Consider the following 20,701-nt stretch of genomic DNA (forward strand, 5'->3'; position numbering starts at 1 on the left):
CTGCCCGTCGAACGTCGCCATGACCCGGCGTAGAGAGCCCGTGGGGGAGCCCGCTCCTGGTACGAGTTCGCACACCCTTTGCAGTCGTCGCAGCGAGAGCAGGAAGAAGTCGATGCCGCGCAGGCCACGGACGGCATCCGAGCTGGGCAAGGACGCTGGCATGACCGCGGATCGGCAGAACGCGACGATGCGTTTGTGCTGCTGCTCGGCGGCGAGGAACTGCTCGTCAACACGAACAGCAGCGGCACCCCGGCCTCGGGGGCCGGTCAGGACGACGTCGGCGCGGGCGCTGCCGATCTCCTCTATCTCGCGGTCCAGGTCGATCGCGGCGGCAGCCAGACCGTCCTTCGTGAGCAGCCGGGTCTCCTCACCGCGCCGCGTACGGCCGCCGTCGGCGGCCAGGCCGTGGCGCCGAAGGTCGTTCACCGCTGCCCGGTGGGAAGCGGTCCGGGCTTCCTTCTGCTTGACCGCCGTCGGCTTGAGGGTGTTCCGGTAGGTCAGATGCGGCGAGGACAGCCGCTGGATCTGGTCGGCGGTGGCGACCTTCAGCACGCCGAGGACGCGCAGCACATCCGCGCGCAGGTCGTTGCTCGATCCCGCCTCGTTCTCCTTGCGCTTGCCCGCCATCAGCCTCGCCCTCCCGTCGTCCGCGACCAGCCAGCGGCCGGGCGTCGGCCCCCGGCCGTGGAGGGGACCGGGCCCCCGGGCCCGATGATCTCCCCCACCACCGACAACCAACTCAAGGACAAGCGGAGAGAGTGGGCTGTGACGAGCAGGCGAGGGCCCGGAAACCCGTGGTGACAAGGGGGAAAGACGGGTGTGCGGGTGCCGGGCACGGAAGTGGCTTCGGCAGTGGGAACGCACGCGCCGACGGCAGGGCCTCACCAGGGCTTGCCCAGCAGTCAACATGAGGCGCGCGGCCGGGCCGGGCGGCGAGGGCGCGGCGGGTGGAACTCCCCGATGGCGGCCGCACGGAGCGGGGGTAGTGGGCGGGTCGGTCGTATGTGGGCATTGTTTCTTCCTTCCTCCGGCATGCTGGCCGGGTCGGCGGTCGTCCGGCCCGCACGCCGATGTACGCACGAGCTGGAGCCACCGTGAGGAAGCACCCCTTGTCCGCGGTCTGACGGCCAGACCCGATGGGTGTCCGTTTCCGCCTTGACTGCCCCTTGGGCGGACGGGTTTGTCCGTGACCGACGCCACAGACGTCCGGCCAGGATCCAGCGGGGCGGCCCGGGTACTGGACGGCCAAGCCCCGTGCCGCCGTACCCAGAATGCACGGGGGTGTCGGATGGAGCCTGTGGTACTCGGCGGGAAACTCGCCTCCAGTTTGGTCGGCTCACTGATCAAAAGACTGTTCGTAGCAGAGGGGCCTGGCGCGGGCCTGGTCGACAGACCCGTGAGGCTGAAAGACCTGGTCTCCTTCCGCGGCGAGAAGCACACGCTGGGCGAGAAGGATGTGCACAAGCTCGCCGAGTACCTGGTTCAGCAGGCCATCGACTCACCCGGCGAGCGCCCTGGCTCACCAACCCCGAGGCACGAGTCCACATGGACAAGGCCGCCACCATCGCAAGCGACGTCCAGCCCCGCCTCTTCCGAGTGGCGTCGAGCCACCGGGGTGAACCAACACCGAACGGAGCAGGTGAGTTCTCGGAAACTTCGCGTTCACGACGGCGGGCACCGACGGTAACGACCGCTTTCTAGCGTGACCGGCCGTGGGATCAGAGTCGTATACACGGCCGAACGGAACGCATGACGGTCCGTGGGCTCCCCCGTGCTGCCGATGACGCCAAGCGGGGCTTTCCCTCCCACAGAGGCACCCGCACCAGCATCATCGGGAGGCGCGAGATGAGCACCACCGAGTCACGAACCCAAACGGCAGGCGCGCCGAAGGCCGCCGCCGACCAGGCGGTCAGGGAGACGCTGGAGGACTACACCCTCCGTTTCGCTCCCCGCAGCTACCGACGCTGGACCCCCATGGTCGTGGCGACCACCGCCCTTGGCGGCATCGCCTACATGGCCGACTTCTCCATCGGCGCCGGCATCGGCCTGGCGCACGGCACCGGCAACGCCCTCGTTGCCATCGCGGTGGCTGCCATGGTCATTTTCATCACCGGCTTCCCCCTCGCCTATTACGGCGCCCGCTACAACATCGACCTCGACCTCATCACCCGCGGCTCAGGCTTCGGTTACTACGGCTCGGTCCTCACCAGCGTCATCTTCGCCAGCTTCACCTTCATCTTCTTCGCCCTCGAAGGCTCGATCATGGCCCAGGGCCTCAAACTCGGCCTCGGGCTGCCCCTGTGGCTGGGCTACCTGATCTCCACGCTCATGGTCATCCCCCTGGTGGTCTACGGCATGAAGGCGCTCAGCAAGCTCCAGGTGTGGACCACCCCGATCTGGCTGCTGCTGATGGTCGTCCCGCTGGTCTACCTGATCGGCACCGACCCCGGCACCGTCAACCGCTTCCTCGCCTACGCCGGCACGGACGGCGGCGGCGTCAACACGGCCTCGGTCCTACTCGGCGCCGGCGTCTGCCTCTCACTCATCGCCCAGATAGGCGAGCAGATCGACTACCTGCGCTTCATGCCACCCAAGACCGAGACCAACAAGCGCACCTGGTGGACCGCCGTGGTCATGGCGGGCCCCGGCTGGGTGGTGCTGGGTGCGCTGAAGCAGGCCATCGGCGTCTTCCTCGCCGTCTACATCCTCGCCAAGGTCGGGCCGGCCGCCGCGACCGAGCCCATCCAGCAGTTCCGCGGCGCCTTCGACGCGATGATGCCGTCCTGGATGGTGATCCCGCTCGCCGTGGCACTGGTGGTCATCAGCCAGATCAAGATCAATGTCACGAACGCCTACTCCGGCTCGCTCGCCTGGACGAACTCCTTCACCCGAGTCACCAGGCACTACCCCGGCCGCATGGTCTTCGTCCTGGTCAACCTGGGCTTCGCGCTCGCCCTGATGGAAGCCGACATGTTCAGCTTCCTCAACAGCATCCTGGGCTTCTACTCGAACTGCGCGATCGCCTGGGTGGTCACCGTCGCCACCGACATCGGCGTCAACAAGTACCTGCTGAAGCTCTCCCCGCTCCAGCCGGAGTTCCGCCGGGGCATGCTCCACCCCGTCAACCCGGTCGGCGTCGTGGCCTTCGTTGCCGCCTCCGGCCTGTCGATCGCCATGTACTTCCACCTGCTGGGCGACACCCTCCAGCCGTACTCCCCCGTCGCCGCCGCCGTCATCGCCTTCGCCCTGACCCCGCTGATGGCGATCGTCACCAAGGGCAAGTACTACCTCCGCCGCACCGACGACGGCATGGACGAGCCCCTGCTGGATGCGGACGGCAACCCGAGCGCTCTCACCTTCGACTGCCACGTCTGCCACCAGCCGTACGAACGCCCGGACCTGACCGCCTGCGCCACACACGACGCGGCCGTCTGCTCCCTGTGCCTGAGCACAGACAAAGTCGGCGACCACGTGCTGCCTTCCACTGCTTAGCCGGCGGCCTGGCTGCGGTGTGTGGGCAGCCGAATTCCGGAACGCGCATGTGGCGCGGCACGAAGGAGACGGCGTCACCTGTATTCGGAGCCGCAGAGAGGTCGTGCCGACGCGTACGTGTCCACACGACCTCTTGCTGAGCCCGCTACTCGGACCGCGACCGGCGGAGCGGCTGCGCAAGACGGCGAACCCCGCCGCCGCCAGACCCAGTACGCCGACGGCCAGACCAGCGACACCGAGACCGCGGGCGGTCGAGTCGCTGGTCGACGTGGTCGACTTCGAGCTCTCTTCGAGACGGTCGGCGAGGCGGACGACGTGCTGCCGCCTCCTTCCTCGCCCGAAGGTCGCCGCCGTGCCCGTGACCGAGTCCGGCGAACGCCTCGTGGACGTCCGCCTCGGCGGCCGTCTGCTCGTCGACACCCGCAAGCAGGACCCGGCCGACGCCTTCGCCCACCTGCGGGAAGGCGTGCTGGAGCGGCTGCTCACGGCACAGACCATGCTCCCGACGGGCATCCGGCTGCTGTTCGTCGAGGGGTACCGGCCCCCTTCCCTCCAGCGGGAGTACTTCGAGGAGTACGCCGGCCAGCTGCGAGCCGCCCACCCCGGCTGGTCCTCCCAGGAGATCCACTCGGCGGCGAGCAGGTACGTGTCACCCCCCGGCATCGCCCCGCACAGCGCCGGCGCGGCCGTCGACCTCACCCTCGCCGATGCCGACGGGAACGAGCTGGACCTGGGCACGCGCATGAACGCGGACCCGGAGGAGAGCGTCGGCGCCTGCTACACCCACGCCCCGAACATCAGCGAGGAGGCCCGCGCCAACCGGGAGCTGCTGGGCACCGTGCTCACGGCCGCAGGGCTGGTGAACTACCCCACGGAGTGTGCGACACGAAGTCGCACCAATTTAAGTGAGGACAGCCAATTGAAGGAGGTACCCGACGGCTGAACTCCGAGCCAGTGTCCAAGGCTCGTCCCCACGCTCACATGCGTCGCTGGTAACGGCGGGGTGTGAAGCTGAGCGCGTCAAGCCCAAGAGCGTCCCGGCCATCGGGAAGCAACAGGCGAAGGGGAAGGCTGGACGGGCGAACGCAAGTGAACCCTCGATGATGCTTCGTAAGGGTAAAGCCGCTTGGTGGTTTGCAATCGGCGGCTTAAGGACCAGGTGCTGCAATGCATCAGGCGACCACCGGGGAATTCTGCTCGGTGGGAGGACACCGTCGGTCCCGGAGTGCAAGGGGGCGCCCACCCCAGCCGAATCTTATTGGTGTGGAACGTGGTAACCCCGACAGGGTCCAAGTCATGGCTTGGTAAGCCGACCGCAAGGAAGGCGGAACTCCCTGGCGGGAACAGGATGATCCAAGAAGCAAATGCCGGTGGACCGAAAGGTCAGAGGAAACCGGGGACGGAACCTTCATCTGTCTTCGCATAACTCGCCGGATACGAGCCCCATGGCTCGGCCCGAAAGGGAGCCCACGTGGATCAGGTGAGCCTTTGAACTCACCGCAGCAAGGTAGTCCGAACTGAGGGGCAAGTTAGATGCGGGAGGCGAAATTGGGGGCCAAGGCGACCGCTGCTGCTTCCATGCCGACGGCGAACGGACCCGAAGGCGTGAACGTCGACTGGCACAGCATCAGCTGGGCCGAGTGCGAGAAGAACGTACGACGACTGAGGCAGCGGATCTTCAAGGCTACGCAGGAAGGGGATCTGAAGAAGGTCCGAAACTTGCAGAAGCTGATGCTGCGGAGTCACAGCAACACGCTGGTGAGCGTGAAGCGTGTCACGCAGCAGAGCAAGGGGCGCAAGACCCCTGGAATCGATGGGGAACAGGCCATCACTCCCAAGGAGCGAGGAAGGCTGGCGGACGAAATCCATCAGTCGTCTGAACCCTGGAGAGCCAGGCCAGTCAAACGCGTGTTCATCCCCAAGAGCAACGAGAAACAGAGGCCGCTCGGTATCCCGGTCATCCGTGACCGGATCCTCCAGGCGCGCGTTAAGAACGCCTTGGAACCCGAGTGGGAAGCGCGGTTCGAGCCGAAGTCTTACGGTTTCCGCCCGGGCCGCAGCTGTCAGGATGCGGTAGCGGCGATCTTCTGGACGGTGAAGGGCCACAACCCGAGCCGCCGGTGGGTACTGGATGCCGACCTGTCAGCAGCCTTCGATCGGATCAATCACGACCATCTGATGGCGATGCTCGGCGAGTTCCCTGCAAGGGGACTCGTCCGTGGGTGGCTCAAAGCTGGCGTGATCGACCGAGGCCGATTCGCTCCGACAGAAGAAGGAACACCTCAAGGTGGCGTAATCAGCCCTCTCCTGATGAACGTTGCTCTACACGGGATGGAGCAGGCCGCCGGCTGCCGGTACGCCACAGTCAGGGCCGGGAAGTCTCCCGGTGCTGTACCTGGCCACCCGGTGCTCGTGAGATATGCCGATGACTTCGTCGTGTTGTGCTGTGACGAAGAACAGGCGCGTCAGGTCAAGGCTCGACTTACAGAATGGTTGGCACCAAGGGGTCTTCAATTCAACGAAGAGAAGACCTCCATCGTCCGCTTGGAAGATGGGTTTGATTTCCTTGGATTCACCGTGCGTAGATTGAGTGGGAAACTGATCATCAAACCGAGCGTGGCGGCACGCAAGAGGCTCCGGGAACGGCTACGGAAGGAGATGATTGCCCTGCGAGGGGCGAGCATCGAAGCCGTGCTGATGAAGCTCAGCCCGATCGTTCGAGGCTGGACGGCCTACTACCGGTCAGTGGCGTCATCGAAAGTCTTCAACTCGATGGACACGTACATGTGGCGGCTGACCTACCGATGGGCCAGGCGCAGCCACGAAGGGAAGTCGCGGAACTGGGTGACAGCCCGGTACTACGGCAGGTTCAATCAACACAGGCAAGACAACTGGGTGTTCGGGAACCGGAGTAACGGTGCCTACCTCCCAAAAAATTTGTCTGGACGAGCATCTCTCGCCACCAGCTTGTGAAGGGTGGGGCATCCCCGGATGACCCAAGCCTGATCGGCTACTGGCAGAACCGTCGTCGCAAGCAAGCGCCTCCTCCGATGGACAGGACAAGTCTCTACCTGGCCGCTCGGCAGAGAGGGGTATGCCCGCTCTGCAAACAGGCGCTGATCGCCGGTGCCGAGTATGAGCCAGACAGTCCACGCGAGTGGATGGACTGGTTCTCGGCGTCGAAGAAGATGCTCCACAAGCATCACTTCACATACCGGCGCGACGGCGGCTCGGATGAACGAACCAATCTCCGCCTTGTGCACTCCGAATGTCATCGTCAACACCATGCAGGCGATGGGAAGAGGACCCCTAAATCTGCAATCCTGCGAAGCCCTCCGGGGCTTGCTTGAGCCGGATGCGATGAAAGTTGCAAGTCCGGTTCTGAGGGGGCTGGGGCCACGGCAACGTGGCCCCGGCTACCCGACGGTGGCACTGGTCCTTCGGGGACCGCTACTGGGCCTTGCTCACGGGCAACGCCACGGCGCTCTACGGCCCCAAGGAGCTCGGCTCGCGCAACTGACCGACCAAGACCTCCTGTTCCGGCCCGGGCAGCGTACCGACAGCGAGCCGCCCGCCCTGGTCGGCAAGAGGAATTGTCACGACGTCTGGATGAGGAGTGGTTGCCTGCCGGCAGGCGAAGGGACTTGAGTCTCCCGTAGGGGGAGACACGAAGGTGGGGACATGGACGGCGACACGCTCTACTCGATCGGTGAACTGGCTCGACGGACCGGTCTCACGGTCAAGACCATTCGGTTCTACTCCGATCGCGGAATCGTGGCGCCGACCGACCGCAGCCCGGCCGGCTACCGCCTCTACGGTATCGACGCCGTCGCACGCCTGGACCTCGTGCGGACCCTGCGCGAGCTGGGACTCGACCTTCCGACGATCCGCAAGGTCGTGGACCGCGAGCTCTCGCTTCCCGAGGTCGCCGCGGCGCACGCCGAAGCACTGGCAGTGCAGATCCGCGTCCTGCGCCTGCGGCGCGCGGTGCTGACGGCAGTGGCCGAGCGCGGGTCCACACCTGAGGAGACGGAACTCATGAACCGGCTGGCCCAGCTTTCCGAGGACGAACGCAGACGCCTGATCGGCGATTTCCTCGACGCCGTCTTCGGCGGTCTTGACGCCGACCCCGCATTCGCGGGGGTCATGCGCTCGATGACCCCCGAGTTGCCCGACAACCCGGAGGCAGAACAGCTCCAGGCGTGGGTGGAACTGGCCGAAATGTCCCTGGACCCGGGTTTCCGCGCCGCCGTGCGGCGGATGGCCGAGGACCAGGCGGCCGAGCGGGCCCGAAGCGACATGCGGGGCCCGCGCCGCGACATCGCCGCAGAAGTCCGTGACCAGGCCGGCCCGGCCCTGACCGCCGGCATCGACCCGGCCTCGCCCCAGGCTGATCCGATCGTCGCGGCCTTCACCGCGCACTACGCGCACCTCCTCGGCCGCCCCGACGACATCGAGCTTCGCCGCCGACTGGCGACTCGGCTGGAGAGCATCAGCGACCCCCGCAGGGAGCGATATCTCCAGCTGCTCGCGGTGGTCAACGGCTGGCCGGCCCCGGAGAGTCTGGCTCCAGTGTTCGACTGGTCCGTCCAGGCCCTGCGCGTCCGGACACAGCAATGACGGGGCGGTCGCAAAGAGGCATGGGGCGGACGCGGCCGGCGTCGAGTGAAAACGCCACCACACATGACCGGCTGATGAGTGCCCCGGTCGTCCTTCAGGTGACCGCGTCGCCGGTCCTTCCCGCTCTCGTCCTTCGCCCCTGGCGCATGGAGGACGTTGCCGCATTGGTCGAGGTGAGCCGGGACCGGGCACTGCGCCAGTGGGCGAGCTCTGTCGTGGACGACGACGCCGACGGGACACGCTGGGTGCAGGCTCAGCAGCAGGGCTGGGCAGCGGGGAACCGGTTCGGCTTCGCCGTCCTTGAGGAACAACCCAACTCAGTTCGCGAACAGTTGGTGGGCAACGTGGTCCTCAAGGAAGTCACCTCCGGCAAACCGGCGGCCGAAGTGGGCTACTGGACCGCGGCACACGCTCGCGGCCGGGGAGTAGCCTCCCGCGCCCTGGAGGCACTCACCAGCTGGGCCCTCGACACCTTCGAAGCCGACGGTCTTGAACGTCTCGAACTCCTCCACCAGGTGGACAACCCGGCATCGTGCCGGGTCGCACAGAAGAGCCGCTACGACTTCGACACCCTCCTGCCCGCGGCACCGCCCTCCTTCCCCCGCGAGGGCCACCTGCACATACGGCGCGCGTGCCTGAGACCCTTCCGGCTTCTGCGGACCGGCTGAGGCTGCTCACGCAGAGAGGGCTCGGGGCGTTCGACGAGGCGGCCGCATTCCTGCTTCGCGCTCTGGAAGCATTCCTCGATGGCCCATCGGCTGCCGGCGATGCGGATCAGGTCGTCGAGTGTGGTCTCGGCGGGGCAGTAGGTGATGTAGTAGGAGATCTCCTGAGGGCGGGCGACGCTGCGGCGGGCCATCACCCAGTGGCGGCGGTCGGGTCGGTGCCAGGGCCGTACCTCGACGCGTGCCCAGTCGTGGATCCGCAGGCCGTGGGCCCCGTTGCCGCAGCAGCGGCGCTTCCATTTCTGCTGTGGCAGGGCGTTGAACAGGTCGTGGATGGGGTGGTCGATCGCCCATCGGGTGACTACGGTGTCGTGGCGGGTGGTGGCCATGACGTGGAAGACGTCCGCCCGTTCCCGCTCGGAGCGCCAGCCTTTGCTGAATCCGTAGGCGGCATCGGCGGTCACCCAGCGAAACGGGATCTTGTCCGTCATGGCGCGGCGGACCATCGCTTTGGCCATGGCCACCTTGGTCTCGAAGCCGACGTCGTCGTGGATGCCGGCGCGGCGGCACCGTTCGGGGTCGTCGGTCCAGGAGGTGGGCAGATACAGACGCCGGTCGATCAGTGTCCGCCCGCGGCCGGTGGCGTAGGCGAGAAACACGCCGACCTGGCAGTTCTCCGTCCGCCCGGCGGTGCCGGAGTACTGCCGCTGCACCCCGGCCGACCGCGTCCCCTTCTTCAAGAAGCCTGTGTCGTCCACGATCAGGACGGCATCGAGATCACCGAGATTGTCGACCACGTACTGACGCACGTCGTCGAGTACCTCATCGGCGTCCCACTCGATCCGGTTCAGCATTCGGTGGATGCGATCTGGGCCCGCATGGCCGGCTTCCTCCGCCAGGGTCCAGCCGTTCTTCCGCTGGATACGTCGTCGCTCTTCCCGCTCGGGATCGGTCTCGGCGTCCTGACCGTTTTGTTCTTCGATGCGGCCCCCTTTGACCTGGCCTTCTCCTCCTCGGCGGCAGCCTTCTCCGGTGTGCTGAGGACGTCCTCGCTCAGGCGCATCCCGGCAGCGTCGTGGTGAGCACGCGCGGTGGTGGAGTCGATGCCGACCAGGGACAGGTCCACCTCACCCCGCTTCGCCGCTTCCGCGATCAAGCCCTCCAGCAGGGCCTCGAAGACCCCGGCGTCACGCCACTGCCGGAAGCGGTTGGTGGACGGTCGACCAGGCACCGAACTCCTGCGGCATCCCCCGCCACTGACCGCCGGTTTTGAACCGCCAGATCACATCCTCGAACTGCTGCCGTAACCGCTCGGGATACGGGCCGTACTCGCCGATCGACAGGTACGGCCCGATGAACTCCCATTCCATGTCCGTCAGTTGCACTCGCGCCATGAATGGAGATCTATCCTCACCGGCCGCGCCGCGAGGGTGAAACCCGGCACTGCCACCTTCCGCCATCGAGTCGAATTGAGCTCAGCCGAGACCACGATGGGCGGCCCACAACTTCCCGGCACGGCTGGCAGCGTCTGCAACCAGGGACGCCAGTTCGGGCTTGTCGGGCACTGGGAACGAAACGTACGCGCCCCGACCACCACCAACGGGTCGGCCATAGGCCTTTACGGCGAGGTGACCGTCCGGGAGAAGCCGGACGTTGAGTGTGGTGAGGGTGAACGCTTCACCGCGTCGCGTGTCCGTCCAGCGGAGGGCCTGCGGGATCGTGACATTGATCGCCAGAGCACTCCCTTCCGGGTCGCTACTCATGGACGGATGATCTCACGCGAGCCCCCACATCAGCCGGACCGCCCACACAACCGGCCCGCCCTCCCAGCCGTGCTGGGCCGCCTCCTCGTGGTCGCGCAAAGCCCGCAGCGCCTCGAGGAGGTTCTTCCTGCTGGGCATACCGCTCTCCCCCGGCGCTGGTGGCTGGACGCTGACGAGCCGACACCAGGAGCCCCTCCGGCAGGTTCGGGACCGATCCGGGAAAGATCGCCCGCGTTGACGTCGCGGCCCCGGGGCCCGGCGCGGGGCAGAACGACCAGGGCGCGGACCGGAGGTCAGCGGGCCCGGGTCACGGTGACAGGCACGTCCGGGCAGCTGCCCAGGACTTCAGCGAGCGCGGCCTGTTCGCCGGCATCGACGCTCAAGCCCCAGCGGGTCTTGTCCACCACCCAGTCGGTGACATAGGTGCAGCGGTATCCGACGGCGGGCGGCAGCCACGTGGAGGGGTCCTGGTCCGCCTTCGACCGGTTCGACGCGGCCGACACCGCGATCAGCGCTGGCGACAGGCCGGTGCCGGCCGCCGCCCGGCTGGTCCCTACCTGACACCTCATGGGCGCCTTTCCCACATCGCTCACCACGATCGCGTCACCGCTCACGCAGCATGTGGTGGTTTGGAGCCTCCCCCCGTAGGGTGACTCCGAGGGGCCAAACCCTCATCTCCTGCACAGCATCGCTTCTAGCCTGACGCGTTCACCAGGCAAGTCCGGATCTTGATGTCGGAACGCAGAAGTGCTCCCTGATCTGCGATGATCGGCCTTGCCGAAGATCAAAGCATCGCAGCTGGGAGCACTTGCCACGTGAACTCCACAACGTCTCGTTCGAGGCTGTCTACGGTAATGCGCTCGGGGTTCGACGGAGCCGGGATGCTGGACACTTGTTGGTCCAGAACCTTGGGAGGGCTCCGTGTCACGCAGCCATCCGCCTGAGTCCCGCGCAACGTTCCTCGACCTCGTTGTTATGGGACGCCTGGCCGGCACGCTGTCCATCCCGCGACCGACTACCGCCGGAGGAGACCGTCAGTTGGTGGCGAGAAGGTGCTCCAGCCAGTTGCGGCGTGCCGCGACAGCGGCCTTGCTGATCCGCGCCTCGGGGGCTTTCCGGTCGAAGCCGTGGATTCCGCCGGGCCACACGTGCAGCTCGGCTTCGCCGCCGGCCTGCCAGATCCGGTCGGCGTAGGCGAGGATCTCATCGCGCAGGCACTCGGCGGAGCCGACGTCGATGAATGTAGGCGGCAGGCCGGCCAGGTCGGTGGCGCGGGCGGGCGCAGCATACTGCGGCACGTCAGCTCCGCCCTGGGCGTCACCGAGCAGCGAGCTCCAGGCGAACCCGTTGCGGCTGCGGTCGAAGAGTTCGACGTCGTCCATCTGCAGGGCTGAGGCGCTGTCGTTGCGGTCGTCGAGCAGCGGGGCAATCAGCAGCTGGCCGAGCAGGCGGGGACCGCCCTTGTCGCGCACGGTCAAAGCGAGCGCGGCGCTGAGGGCGCCGCCGGCGCTGAAGCCCGTGACGACGATGCGCTCCGAGTCGATGCCGAGCTCGTCCGCGTGGTCGGCGACCCACAGCAGACCGGCGTAAGCGTCGTTGATCTGGGCGGGGTAGGGGTGCTCGGGCGCGAGCCGGTAGCCGACCGAGATCAGCGTGGCCCCGAACCGCTCGGCCGTCTCGAGTATCTGGTCGAGCCCGGTGCGGTGATCGCCACAGTAGAAGCCGCCGCCGTGCATGAAGTAGAGCGCCGGCCGCGATGCGGGCGCGCCGGAGGGTGTGCACACCAGCAGCGGGATCTCGGGGGCGCCGTCCAGGCCGGGCACCGAGGGCTGGAAGACGGTGAAGCGCCCGCCATGGCTGAGGTCCTCGAGCGCCGCCACTGCGGCGTCGGCCTCCGCGCGGATCACCGACAGCTTCTCGAGGCTCATCGGTGCCAAGTCCGGTTCCTCCGCCAGGTAGGCGTCATAAGCGACCTGAAGTTCGGCATCGAGAGGAACGGGAACGGCGGGCACGGTCTTTCCAGGTTCAAGATCCATACGCGCACGCTAGCGCCCCTGCTCCTTTCGCATCATCCGGTTTTCAACACCTTGTCGATCGCGCTCCTCGCACTGCCCACCGACAGCACGGTCCGACGCGCCTCCCCAGCCACGGTCCTGTGACGGTCAGACATGCCGTCATCCTTAGGTAACGGCGCAGATCAGTGACGTGCCCGCTCTGCGCGCGCTGACCAACGCATCCATCCAAGGACCCAGCTCTGTCCAGCGCGCTCAACCTTCGGTGTGAAACAAGCCGTCAACCAAGGTTCGGTGAGAACGCTCAACCTTCACTGCGATAGGGCAGCGCTGTCCTGTGACAGGTGATCTTGACCGATTGCCAAGTGATCTTGACCGCCCGAAGCGAAGGAACGGCACGCCACCAGTGGTTGCAAAGAGGTACGGCCGCTCACGCGTGCCCCTCGGGCATGAGCGGCCGTACCTCCTCACGGTCAGGCGTGCGGAGCCCAGACCGCGACGAGGCGGGCGCCCCCGTGCTCGACCGACTTCCAGGAGCCGACGAAGGCGAGGATGGCGACCGCGCTGCTCGGGAAACCCGAGCGGTTCATACGAGCCAGGAGATCACAGTCGGCCTCACCCGCGAGCGCGTCCGCCAGAGCGTGCATACCGGGGTTGTGACCGACCACCACCAGGTCAGCCACCTCGTCCGAGGTCTCGTTGAGCAGGGCGATGAGTTCGGCGAGGCCGGCCTCGTACAGGCGGTCTTCGTAAACGGTCCGGGGAGGCTGGGCGAGCTCGGGGACGATGAGCTTCCAGGTCTCCCGGGCGCGCGCCGCGGTCGACACGAGTGCGAGATCAGGGTTGACGCCGCTGCCGGCGAGCCATCAACCGGTCACGGGGGCGTCCTTCCGCCCCCGATCCGCCAGCGGACGCTCGTGGTCGTCCTCGTCGTTCCACTCCGATTTGGCGTGACGAACGAGCACGATCCTGCGCGTCGGATCCGTAGTCACGGCGCTCTCCCTCCATGCGACAACCCGGCCGGCTCGACGCTAACGATCCGCGCCCTCCAGCAGGGGCAGAACTCGCTCCAGTCACCTGAAAGAACCGCATCACAAGTCGCTGGGTGAAGCCGCATCTGGGGCAACGCCCCGGCGGGCCCGATCAAGGTCACTTGTCAATTGGTCAAGATCGGATGGCAAAGGACAAGCGCCCCTGTGTGGTGCCGCTGGGCAGCCTACCTTCTAGAATCGAACATGTGAACGACATGCCGCCCGACCTGCCGCGCCTCCGCACCTTGGAGACCTGGCTGGTGCTCTCCCTCGACCGAGTCCGGGCAGCAGATCGCTGCGGCCGAACAGCGTCAGGCGGAACAGCAGCGCGGTGAGCGGGCACGGCCGCCCGTGCCCGACTGGCTGCTGCAACTCGGCCTCAAACCGGGACGCCGCCGCCGTATGGTCCACGTCGGCGGCTGCTGGAACGCCGGAGGACGCAGCAAAGGTGTCGACCGATCGACCGCACTGAGGGCGCCGGCCGAGGGCGTCGCGGCCTGCCCGCAATGCCGGCCGGACACCGAGTTGGGCGTCCTCGACGAGAGGTTGTCCGGTGGGGCGACTACTCAACTGACCTTTGTACAGCGCAATTCGAGGTCATCACCGGTTCGATGGAACCAGGTGCCTGAATCGTTTGTCCGGGACGGAGCCGGAGATCTTCTTCCCTGCAACCGGCACTTCTTGGCAGTCCTGGCGACTGGCACCGCCGGTTCGAGACCACTATCCATGGGAGGGACCATGCGTATCCGTACCACCGTCGCCGCCTGCACCCTGGCTGCGGCAGCCATCCTCGGGGGCTCCGGTGCCGCCTTCGCCGACTCCGCCGCCGAAGGCGCAGCGGTGGGCTCGCCCGGCGTCGTCTCCGGCAATGTGATCCAGGCGCCGGTCCATGTGCCGATCAACGCGTGCGGCAACAGTATCGACATCGTCGGCCTGCTGAACCCGACGTTCGGCAACGTCTGCGTCAACGACTGACGCGCAACCGCCCGGAACAGTCTCACGGCGGGCGCTCTGGGCGTGGCTGGGGCCGCCCGCCGGATGATGCAGGACACAGGCCGGACACAGGGGCGGCCGAGCCAGGCCGCCGTCCGGCTCCGCAGTGCCGGGGCGTGTCCAGTGGGCAAGGAACCGATCCACCGGACACGCCTTCAGGCGCTACGCGGCGGACGGCCCGTCGTCTTCTTCGCCGCGGCCTTCTTGGCGGGCTGCTTCTTCGCTGGTTTCTTCTTCGGCTTCGGCAGTTCGTGTACCTCGCCCGGCCCGGTGTCCTCGCCGCGGGCGGCTTTGGCCTTCGACACCGACTGCTGCAGTGCGGCCATGAGGTCGAGCACCTGGGCCGGCTGCTCGTGCTCCGGCACCCCAGGGAGGGGCTTCTCCTCCCGCTCCGCCTCGATGATCTGGGCGATGGCCTCGGTGTAGCGGTCCTGGAACTCGGGGCCCTCCAGCTTGTCCACGGTCATGGTGTCCATGAGGGCGAGGGCGCTGTCGATCTCCGCGTCGGACACCTCGACCGGCGGCGGGAGCAGTTCGGTGGGGTCGCGGATCTCGTCCTGCCAGCGCATGGCGTGCAGGACCAGGACGTCGTCACGGACACGGAGCAGGCCCAGCCTCTCCCTGCTGCTCCACGCGTACTTCGCGACGGCCACGGTCGCGCCGACCACGTTGACCGGCACGCTGGCCTTCTCTGAACCACCGGGGCGACCCGTGATCAGGCGAGGGCGCCAATCCCGGAAGGGGCCGGTACGAGGCCGGAGAACGGCCGCGCACGGCAAAGGTGTTAGCTTCCTTCCCGTGTTAGAACACCAAGATGAAACCAGAGCGGCCTACGACGGGGTCGTCGACCTGTATGCGTCGATGTTCTCAAATCGCCTGGAGACGCGGCCGTTCGCACGGAACATGATCGGTACCTTCGCCGAGTTCGTACGTGATACGGGGAACCTGCGGGTAGCGGACGTCGGGTGCGGACCTGGTCATCTGACGGCCATGCTGCACGACTTGGGGTTGGATGCCTTCGGGATCGACCTCTCCCCGGGCATGATCACTCACGCTCGGCGGGCCTATCCGGCGCTGCGGTTCGACGAAGCGCGAATGGAGGCTCTACCGGTCGAGGACGGCGCGCTCGGCGGAGTGCTGGCTCACTACTCGATGATCCATACCCCGCCGGAGGAATTGCCCGCGCTGCTCGCGGAGCAGGTGCGAGTCCTGGCACCAGGGGGCCTGCTCCTGGTGTCCTTCTTCGGGACCGAGGGACCGGAGCCGGTCCGCTTCGACCACAAGGTCGCGCCCGCCTATAGCTGGCCGACGGGACGGTTTGCCGAGTTGCTGGCTGGCGCCGGGCTCGTCACGTTCGCGCGGTTGCTCCACGACCCAGCGTCCGAGCGGGGCTTCCTCGACACGCATGTGCTGTCCCGCCGCCCGTAGAACGTGGCCCGTGGTCTGGGGCGCTGTGGTGTTGATCAACCGCCTGGATGAAGCTCGGTCGAAGCGTCACGTTATGAGATGGCGTCGACTGAGCTTTCCCTGCGGTGTCTGACCTGGCGTGCGTCCGCGATCAGCTCACCGGCCGCAATGAAGCGCTCGCGCGGCGAGTGATCTAAAAGCGTCCTGGTCACGGCTGGTCGGCCGTAGAGGTGCGTCCGGCGAGGTTGGCAAAGGAGGGCATCCCCAGGTCGACGGTTCGCCGTGTGCGGGCTTGCTCTGCATCGAGCAAGGCGAGTTTGTCCTGGGCTCCGGCGAGGCTGATCTCGAGTCCTTCGATCTCGCCCGGCCGTCCTTCGCGTTCGGCTTCGGTGATCCGAGCGAGAAGGTTGTCGCGGATCTCCGTCAGGCGGGCGCGTTGGGCAGGGTCGGGGCGGAGCATGGAGCAGCGGATGCAGGCGTGTTCGTGGATACAGGAGGTGCCGAAGGCGCGGGCGCAGATGCCGACGGAGGGCTTGCGTCGTTCGAAGTGGGCGAGGAAGGCGTCCCACTCCTCGGAGGTGGGGGTCCGGCAGCATGACCTGCCCAGTCGCGGCCCGACACGGGGTCCGGGACGGTGCAAGGCGATCAGGCACGGGCTCCGACGAAGCAGCAAGGCGGACGGGGGATGCGCGGGCGGACGGCCTCTTGCTGTCATCCGTGACGGAAGGGGTTCCTGTATGACGGTCTCCGGCCCGGGCAGCACAGGGCGCGGCGTTCGGGCCTGTGGATAACGTCAGAACGAAGGGGTCGGAGATGCCGTGCAGGCGCGGCAGCCCCGTTCAGCGAGTAAGTCGGAGCGGGAGGTGGCACCACTCCGAGGCTGCGCGAGCGACCGTACAGCCCCTGAGTGACACACCCCGTAAGTGATCTTCTCGTCGCCTCGGGCATGGTGCACCGCCGTGCGGCCCGCTTGCCTATCCGGCGAGGGCCAGGTTGTGCATCCGGGCGATGCCGAGCATGGCGTGGTGAACGCCGTCGCCTTTGAGACGGCAGTCGCGGAGGATCTTCCAGGTCTTCATGCGGGCGAAGACGTGCTCGACGCGTGCTCGGACCTGCCTGTGGGACCTGTTGTGTTCCTCCTTCCAGTCCGGGAGTTCGGCCTGCCCCTTCGCCTTTCGGTGCCGGATGACCAGTCCGGTGCCCTGGTAGCCGCCGTCGGCGATCGTGGTGGTGTTGCCGATGGCGGCCTTGGCGCCGGGCTCCCCCCAGCCGCAGGAGTCGTGCCGGTTACCCGGCAGAGGCCGGCCGACCACGACGATGAGACGGGTGTCCGTGTCGATGACGACCTGGTGGGCGGTGGAGTACCGGCAGTTCTTCGACTGCTCCGTCACGGAGTGGTCGCGAGTGGGAACCAGCGTGCCGTCCACGATGAGCACGGTGCCCTTGGCGAATCGCTTGCGGGGCTGAAGCGCGAGCATCGGCCCGAGGTGGTCGATGATGCGGTCCGCCGCCGACTTCGAGACCTCGAACAGCGGAGCGAGCTGCCGCATCGTCAAATTTGTGCGCCAGTAAGCGGCCACCAGCAGTGCCCGGTCCTCCAACGGAAGGCTCCACGGCCGGCCCCTGCGGACCGCATCCGCGCCCTCGCGCCGTAGAACCGTCACCAGTCTCCCGAATGCACGCGGGCTCAGCCGGTGAACGGGGCTATCCAGGACGGCTCCGATGCCGTGATCACACCAGCCACGGCAAGATCATTCCACTGCTTCCCGCCCGTCCTGCGCGAACGCGATGCGGCAGCGTTCGACCTGCTCGGCCACCTGCTCCATGAACCAGCGCATGATCTCGTAAGGGATGACGTGCTCATCATGGCTGTGGATGTGGACGGTCGGTTCCAGATCTGGATCCTCGTCGGGGATAAACGCCACCAAGAAGGCGGCTCCAGGCAGGTGCCTCTCGGCGCTGGGGTCCTCGGCCCACGCGGCTGGTGCCGGCACGGCCTCGCTCAGCTCCACAGCCCAGGCATCGTCGGGCAGGGCGTAATGGAACTGGATGGCGTAGTGACGCCCCGCATGTTCTCTCAGCTCGGCTGGCATGACGGCAGGCTGCCACAGGCGCAAGGTCCGAGTCGCGGCGGTCCCACCAGCCTTTACGGGACTTCCCAATGCTGATGTCAAGCCGCGACTGCGACGGGGATGAAGCGTGACGTCCCGTCAGGCGTCGGTGCCACCAGCCGGCGCCGAGCCTCACAGGGGACAGCGGATCCGGCAAGGTCCGTCGCTCGAACTCCTCGTCCAACCTCGCGACGATGCTAATTGCTCGGCCCGCGGCCTCGCGCAGACCGCCGTGACCGACAGCAAGCGCCTCCACGACCGAGTAGTCCCGGACGGCGGGGGCCAACGTTCTGGACCAGCCAGGAGGAATCGTGATCGGGTAGCAGCGTGAGCCTGGCTGTGGACCTGTTCGTTGTTGTGATGACGGTCAGATGTGCGTGCAGGACGTTCCTGCCAACTGCTCCGACCTGGCCGGCCCCGAGAGCCGGCGCTCCACGGTGTGGGGGGTCGGACATGGTTCACTCGCTGGGCGCGCAGTTTTCCCGATGCTGGCAGCGGGGACCTGACGGTCGCTCCTGACCAGGTGCCCAACTTCCTCCGCGAGTGCGCGCTCATCCACGGCAACCTGGAACTCAGAGCGCGATCGGGCGGTACTTCACAGCCTCGTCGACAATCTGCTCCGCAGACACATCTTTAAGGGCATCCGAAGGGTGGAAGACCAGGTCACTTACCCTGGGATGCGACACGTTCGCCTCCAGGAGCCGCAGATAGTAGTCGCTCTCCGGATCGGCCCTGAGGAGTCTGCGAACCATCTCGACGAGCTCGTCCCGGGTGATGTCCGCAACCACGGGGCGAGCCGGCCTGGCCGCCTCCCTCGTGAACTCCTCCAGACTCCTGCTCCCGTAGTACTCGGCGAAGTTGAGAGCCACGTAATCGTGCCCAGTCATCGCGTTGAAGGCAGCAATCGCCTCGTCCGCCGCCTCCGGGCGGGCTTCCAGCAGGTCAACGATCCGCTCCACCTCGGCGCCTAGCTCATCCAGCCGCTGCCGACTCACGGGCGGGGGCAACAACTCTGCTCTCAGGTCCACAGCCGCATTATGTCCGTCCGTGCCGACACGCCCGAGCCGAGCCCTCTGGGCGCTGCCAGTTCTCATCAACATTTCCGGACATCTCGATCAAGAACCGATGCCAGGCCCCATCGACATTCGCTCTGCGTTCTCGCACTACGAAGCCAGGCACGTTGACCGACACCGGCCACACGAAGCGGCCTGGACACCGAAAGTGGTGTCCAGGCCGCTGGCCGGGGATATCGCCCCTCGCGTCTTCCTGCTGGCGCAGTTCAGCCCTGCAGCGTGCCTCCCCCGTGTAAACAGTCTTGGGATGCCTGGCGCCGTGCCGGCGGTCGGTGAGTGCGGCAAGCAGTTCGGCGGGCTCGGGCTGCCGGTACTCGCTGAGGTAGCGGATGCCATCGCCCTCCGGCGGAGTGCCGGTCTCCTTGCCGATCGGGTGCCGCTTGCTGACGGCGGTACGCCAGCCGTAGCGCCCGTCCCACACGAGGGCGGGCGCTACGGATCCGCTCAGTGCCACGGCCGCGGCGAGCAGTCTCCGTCCAGGCGCTACACCCTGACGGCTTGAGCCTCGGCCAGGCCTGCACCGACCAGGACGTCGGCGACGCGCTGCAGGTACGGCTGGACCTGCCGGGCGCGCAGTTCGGTGGCGGCGCCGGCAAGGGCGGTACGCTGCACCACGGTCGGGTAGCCGAGGCGGCTGGCGCCCTCCTCGGGGGTGCCGGTTCGGCCTGCACCAGGTCGGCGATCCGTTCCCCGCGCAGCCGGGGAAGGGCCCGGGCGGCCGAGGCGCTCCTGGACCGTTGCGAGGGTCACCGCCGGGTTCGGACAGGGGTGTCGGCGCGCGCGGAGCAGGATAGCGGCCACGCGCACCACCGAGGGCGGACGGCCACGGGTGAGGAGATGCCGTTGCGCGTCGCTGAGGTTTGCGCCGCCCAGCTTCGCGCCGGCCCCGCGCCGTCACCCGGCGGACCCCCGCCACCAGGCCGTCGCCAACGGCTGCGGGCACGCTGGGCCGACCGGCACGCCCTGCGGCAGGACGGCTGAACGAGCGCACGGACTCGGACTCGGCTCGCAAAGGCTGTCGTTCGCCGGGCGTTGTTGCTGATCCGAGGGAGGGCAGACGGATCGGGCGGGTTCGGATCAGCCGGATCCGAAGGCCACGCTGCGGGCGGGCAGCGGCGGCGGACCCGTCTCGTCCCAGGTGCCTCCGACGCCGATGATGGCGAGCAGTTGCTGGCACCCAGTGTCGGCGTACACGAAGGCGGTGGCATCCGTATCGTTGCCCGCGTGAGCTGCTCCACCTGGCAGCTGCAGGCACACGCCGTTTGGCGGGTTGACGAGTGCGTCCAGGGGCCCGGTGTCGAACCTGACGTAGGGGAACTGGCCGCCCGCCGCGTTGGCGGGGCTGGTGAACGTGGCAAGTAGCACCACAGCCCCACCAACTGCCGCCATGGCCCTGGCGATGGAATGCAACCTATTCATGATCGGCTTAACGCCTCAGGTACGAAAAGGTGACCTGAATCTCAGATGAGAACAGGCCGGTCGTCAATCTGCAGTGAGACCAGTGCAGCTTCGCTGAGACACCACATTGGAGCTC

19 protein-coding genes and 7 pseudogenes are annotated in these 20,701 nt (G+C 67.2%); 12 read left to right on the forward strand and 14 right to left on the reverse strand.

All coding sequences use genetic code 11. The features are described 5' to 3' along the window. The first annotated feature begins 78 nt into the window (after positions 1 to 78). From ABT171_RS32930 to ABT171_RS32970, 9 genes and pseudogenes are all read left to right on the forward strand, one after another. The gene (locus ABT171_RS32930; protein ID WP_351250056.1) at positions 79 to 801 is read left to right on the forward strand and encodes a hypothetical protein; all 723 of its coding nucleotides are present in this window, start codon (positions 79 to 81) and stop codon (positions 799 to 801) included. Between the two features lie 487 nt (positions 802 to 1,288). Continuing rightward, positions 1,289 to 1,525: pseudogene (locus ABT171_RS32935) on the forward strand (NACHT N-terminal Helical domain 1-containing protein); the annotation flags it as partial. Between the two features lie 320 nt (positions 1,526 to 1,845). Further along, on the forward strand, positions 1,846 to 3,492 hold the full coding sequence (locus ABT171_RS32940) for an allantoin permease (protein WP_351250057.1): 1,647 nt from the start codon (positions 1,846 to 1,848) through the stop codon (positions 3,490 to 3,492). 352 nt (positions 3,493 to 3,844) lie between these two features. Next, positions 3,845 to 4,435, forward strand: coding sequence for a M15 family metallopeptidase (locus tag ABT171_RS32945; RefSeq protein ID WP_351250058.1), 591 nt, complete (start codon positions 3,845 to 3,847; stop codon positions 4,433 to 4,435). 590 nt (positions 4,436 to 5,025) lie between these two features. Next, entirely contained in the window at positions 5,026 to 6,465 is a 1,440-nt protein-coding gene (gene ltrA, locus ABT171_RS32950) for a group II intron reverse transcriptase/maturase (RefSeq protein ID WP_351250059.1), read from the forward strand. Between the two features lie 215 nt (positions 6,466 to 6,680). After that, positions 6,681 to 6,842, forward strand: coding sequence for an HNH endonuclease (locus ABT171_RS32955; RefSeq protein ID WP_351250087.1), 162 nt, complete (start codon positions 6,681 to 6,683; stop codon positions 6,840 to 6,842). 50 nt (positions 6,843 to 6,892) lie between these two features. Further along, positions 6,893 to 7,012, forward strand: a pseudogene (locus ABT171_RS32960) (M15 family metallopeptidase); the annotation flags it as partial. Between the two features lie 161 nt (positions 7,013 to 7,173). Continuing rightward, positions 7,174 to 8,112, forward strand: coding sequence for a MerR family transcriptional regulator (locus ABT171_RS32965; RefSeq protein ID WP_351250060.1), 939 nt, complete (start codon positions 7,174 to 7,176; stop codon positions 8,110 to 8,112). Between the two features lie 74 nt (positions 8,113 to 8,186). Then, on the forward strand, positions 8,187 to 8,780 hold the full coding sequence (locus tag ABT171_RS32970) for a GNAT family N-acetyltransferase (protein ID WP_351250061.1): 594 nt from the start codon (positions 8,187 to 8,189) through the stop codon (positions 8,778 to 8,780). A gap of 41 nt (positions 8,781 to 8,821) precedes the next feature. Here ABT171_RS32970 and ABT171_RS32975 read toward each other — a convergent pair. The 7 genes and pseudogenes from ABT171_RS32975 to ABT171_RS33005 form a co-directional block, all read right to left on the reverse strand. Next, positions 8,822 to 9,700, reverse strand: a pseudogene (locus tag ABT171_RS32975) (IS701 family transposase); the annotation flags it as partial. Then, a pseudogene (locus tag ABT171_RS32980) lies at positions 9,695 to 10,171 on the reverse strand (transposase); the annotation flags it as partial. The pseudogenes ABT171_RS32980 and ABT171_RS32975, both read right to left, overlap by 6 nt. Positions 10,172 to 10,252: 81 nt before the next feature. After that, entirely contained in the window at positions 10,253 to 10,540 is a 288-nt protein-coding gene (locus tag ABT171_RS32985; protein ID WP_351250062.1) for a hypothetical protein, read from the reverse strand. A 12-nt stretch (positions 10,541 to 10,552) separates the two neighbouring features. Further along, positions 10,553 to 10,678 carry a hypothetical protein gene (locus ABT171_RS32990; protein ID WP_351250063.1) on the reverse strand — a complete coding sequence of 42 codons (126 nt, stop codon included), beginning with the start codon at positions 10,676 to 10,678 and terminating at the stop codon, positions 10,553 to 10,555. 155 nt (positions 10,679 to 10,833) lie between these two features. Continuing rightward, complete coding sequence (locus tag ABT171_RS32995; protein ID WP_351250064.1) at positions 10,834 to 11,154, reverse strand: hypothetical protein; 321 nt, start codon at positions 11,152 to 11,154, stop codon at positions 10,834 to 10,836. Positions 11,155 to 11,574: 420 nt separating this feature from the next. Beyond that, on the reverse strand, positions 11,575 to 12,576 hold the full coding sequence (locus tag ABT171_RS33000) for an alpha/beta hydrolase (RefSeq protein ID WP_351250065.1): 1,002 nt from the start codon (positions 12,574 to 12,576) through the stop codon (positions 11,575 to 11,577). A 449-nt stretch (positions 12,577 to 13,025) separates the two neighbouring features. Beyond that, positions 13,026 to 13,544 (reverse strand): annotated as a pseudogene (locus tag ABT171_RS33005) (SixA phosphatase family protein). A 441-nt stretch (positions 13,545 to 13,985) separates the two neighbouring features. Between ABT171_RS33005 and ABT171_RS33010 the strand changes: the two are divergent. Together ABT171_RS33010 and ABT171_RS33015 are read left to right on the forward strand one after the other, a co-directional pair. After that, a pseudogene (locus ABT171_RS33010) lies at positions 13,986 to 14,054 on the forward strand (DUF6233 domain-containing protein); the annotation flags it as partial. A 267-nt stretch (positions 14,055 to 14,321) separates the two neighbouring features. Beyond that, complete coding sequence (locus tag ABT171_RS33015) at positions 14,322 to 14,558, forward strand: chaplin (protein ID WP_351250088.1); 237 nt, start codon at positions 14,322 to 14,324, stop codon at positions 14,556 to 14,558. A 173-nt stretch (positions 14,559 to 14,731) separates the two neighbouring features. On the opposite strand, the gene ABT171_RS33020 is transcribed toward ABT171_RS33015, so the two are convergent. Continuing rightward, positions 14,732 to 15,256, reverse strand: coding sequence for a Ku protein (locus ABT171_RS33020; RefSeq protein ID WP_351250066.1), 525 nt, complete (start codon positions 15,254 to 15,256; stop codon positions 14,732 to 14,734). 118 nt (positions 15,257 to 15,374) lie between these two features. Between ABT171_RS33020 and ABT171_RS33025 the strand changes: the two genes are divergently transcribed. Further along, complete coding sequence (locus ABT171_RS33025) at positions 15,375 to 16,004, forward strand: class I SAM-dependent methyltransferase (RefSeq protein ID WP_351250067.1); 630 nt, start codon at positions 15,375 to 15,377, stop codon at positions 16,002 to 16,004. 187 nt (positions 16,005 to 16,191) lie between these two features. Here the strand turns inward: ABT171_RS33025 and ABT171_RS33030 are convergent, their stop codons facing one another. The 6 genes and pseudogenes from ABT171_RS33030 to ABT171_RS33055 all read right to left on the reverse strand — a co-directional run bounded on the left by ABT171_RS33030 (position 16,192) and on the right by ABT171_RS33055 (position 20,535). After that, positions 16,192 to 16,443, reverse strand: a complete 252-nt coding sequence (locus ABT171_RS33030) for a hypothetical protein (RefSeq protein WP_351250068.1) — start codon at positions 16,441 to 16,443, stop codon at positions 16,192 to 16,194. A 514-nt stretch (positions 16,444 to 16,957) separates the two neighbouring features. Further along, a pseudogene (locus tag ABT171_RS33035) lies at positions 16,958 to 17,727 on the reverse strand (transposase). 7 nt (positions 17,728 to 17,734) lie between these two features. Beyond that, positions 17,735 to 18,076, reverse strand: a complete 342-nt coding sequence (locus ABT171_RS33040) for a hypothetical protein (protein WP_351250069.1) — start codon at positions 18,074 to 18,076, stop codon at positions 17,735 to 17,737. A gap of 590 nt (positions 18,077 to 18,666) precedes the next feature. Then, positions 18,667 to 19,122: a bacteriocin immunity protein gene (locus ABT171_RS33045; RefSeq protein ID WP_351250070.1), complete on the reverse strand. Its 456-nt coding sequence runs from the start codon at positions 19,120 to 19,122 to the stop codon at positions 18,667 to 18,669. A gap of 528 nt (positions 19,123 to 19,650) precedes the next feature. Further along, positions 19,651 to 19,779, reverse strand: a complete 129-nt coding sequence (locus tag ABT171_RS33050; RefSeq protein ID WP_351250071.1) for a hypothetical protein — start codon at positions 19,777 to 19,779, stop codon at positions 19,651 to 19,653. A 465-nt stretch (positions 19,780 to 20,244) separates the two neighbouring features. Further along, a complete protein-coding gene (locus ABT171_RS33055; RefSeq protein ID WP_351250072.1) occupies positions 20,245 to 20,535 on the reverse strand; it encodes a hypothetical protein in 291 nt (96 codons plus the stop codon). Positions 20,536 to 20,701 lie beyond the last annotated feature (166 nt).

This window comes from Streptomyces sp. NPDC001851, from assembly GCF_040297165.1.
Lineage (GTDB): Bacteria > Actinomycetota > Actinomycetes > Streptomycetales > Streptomycetaceae > Streptomyces.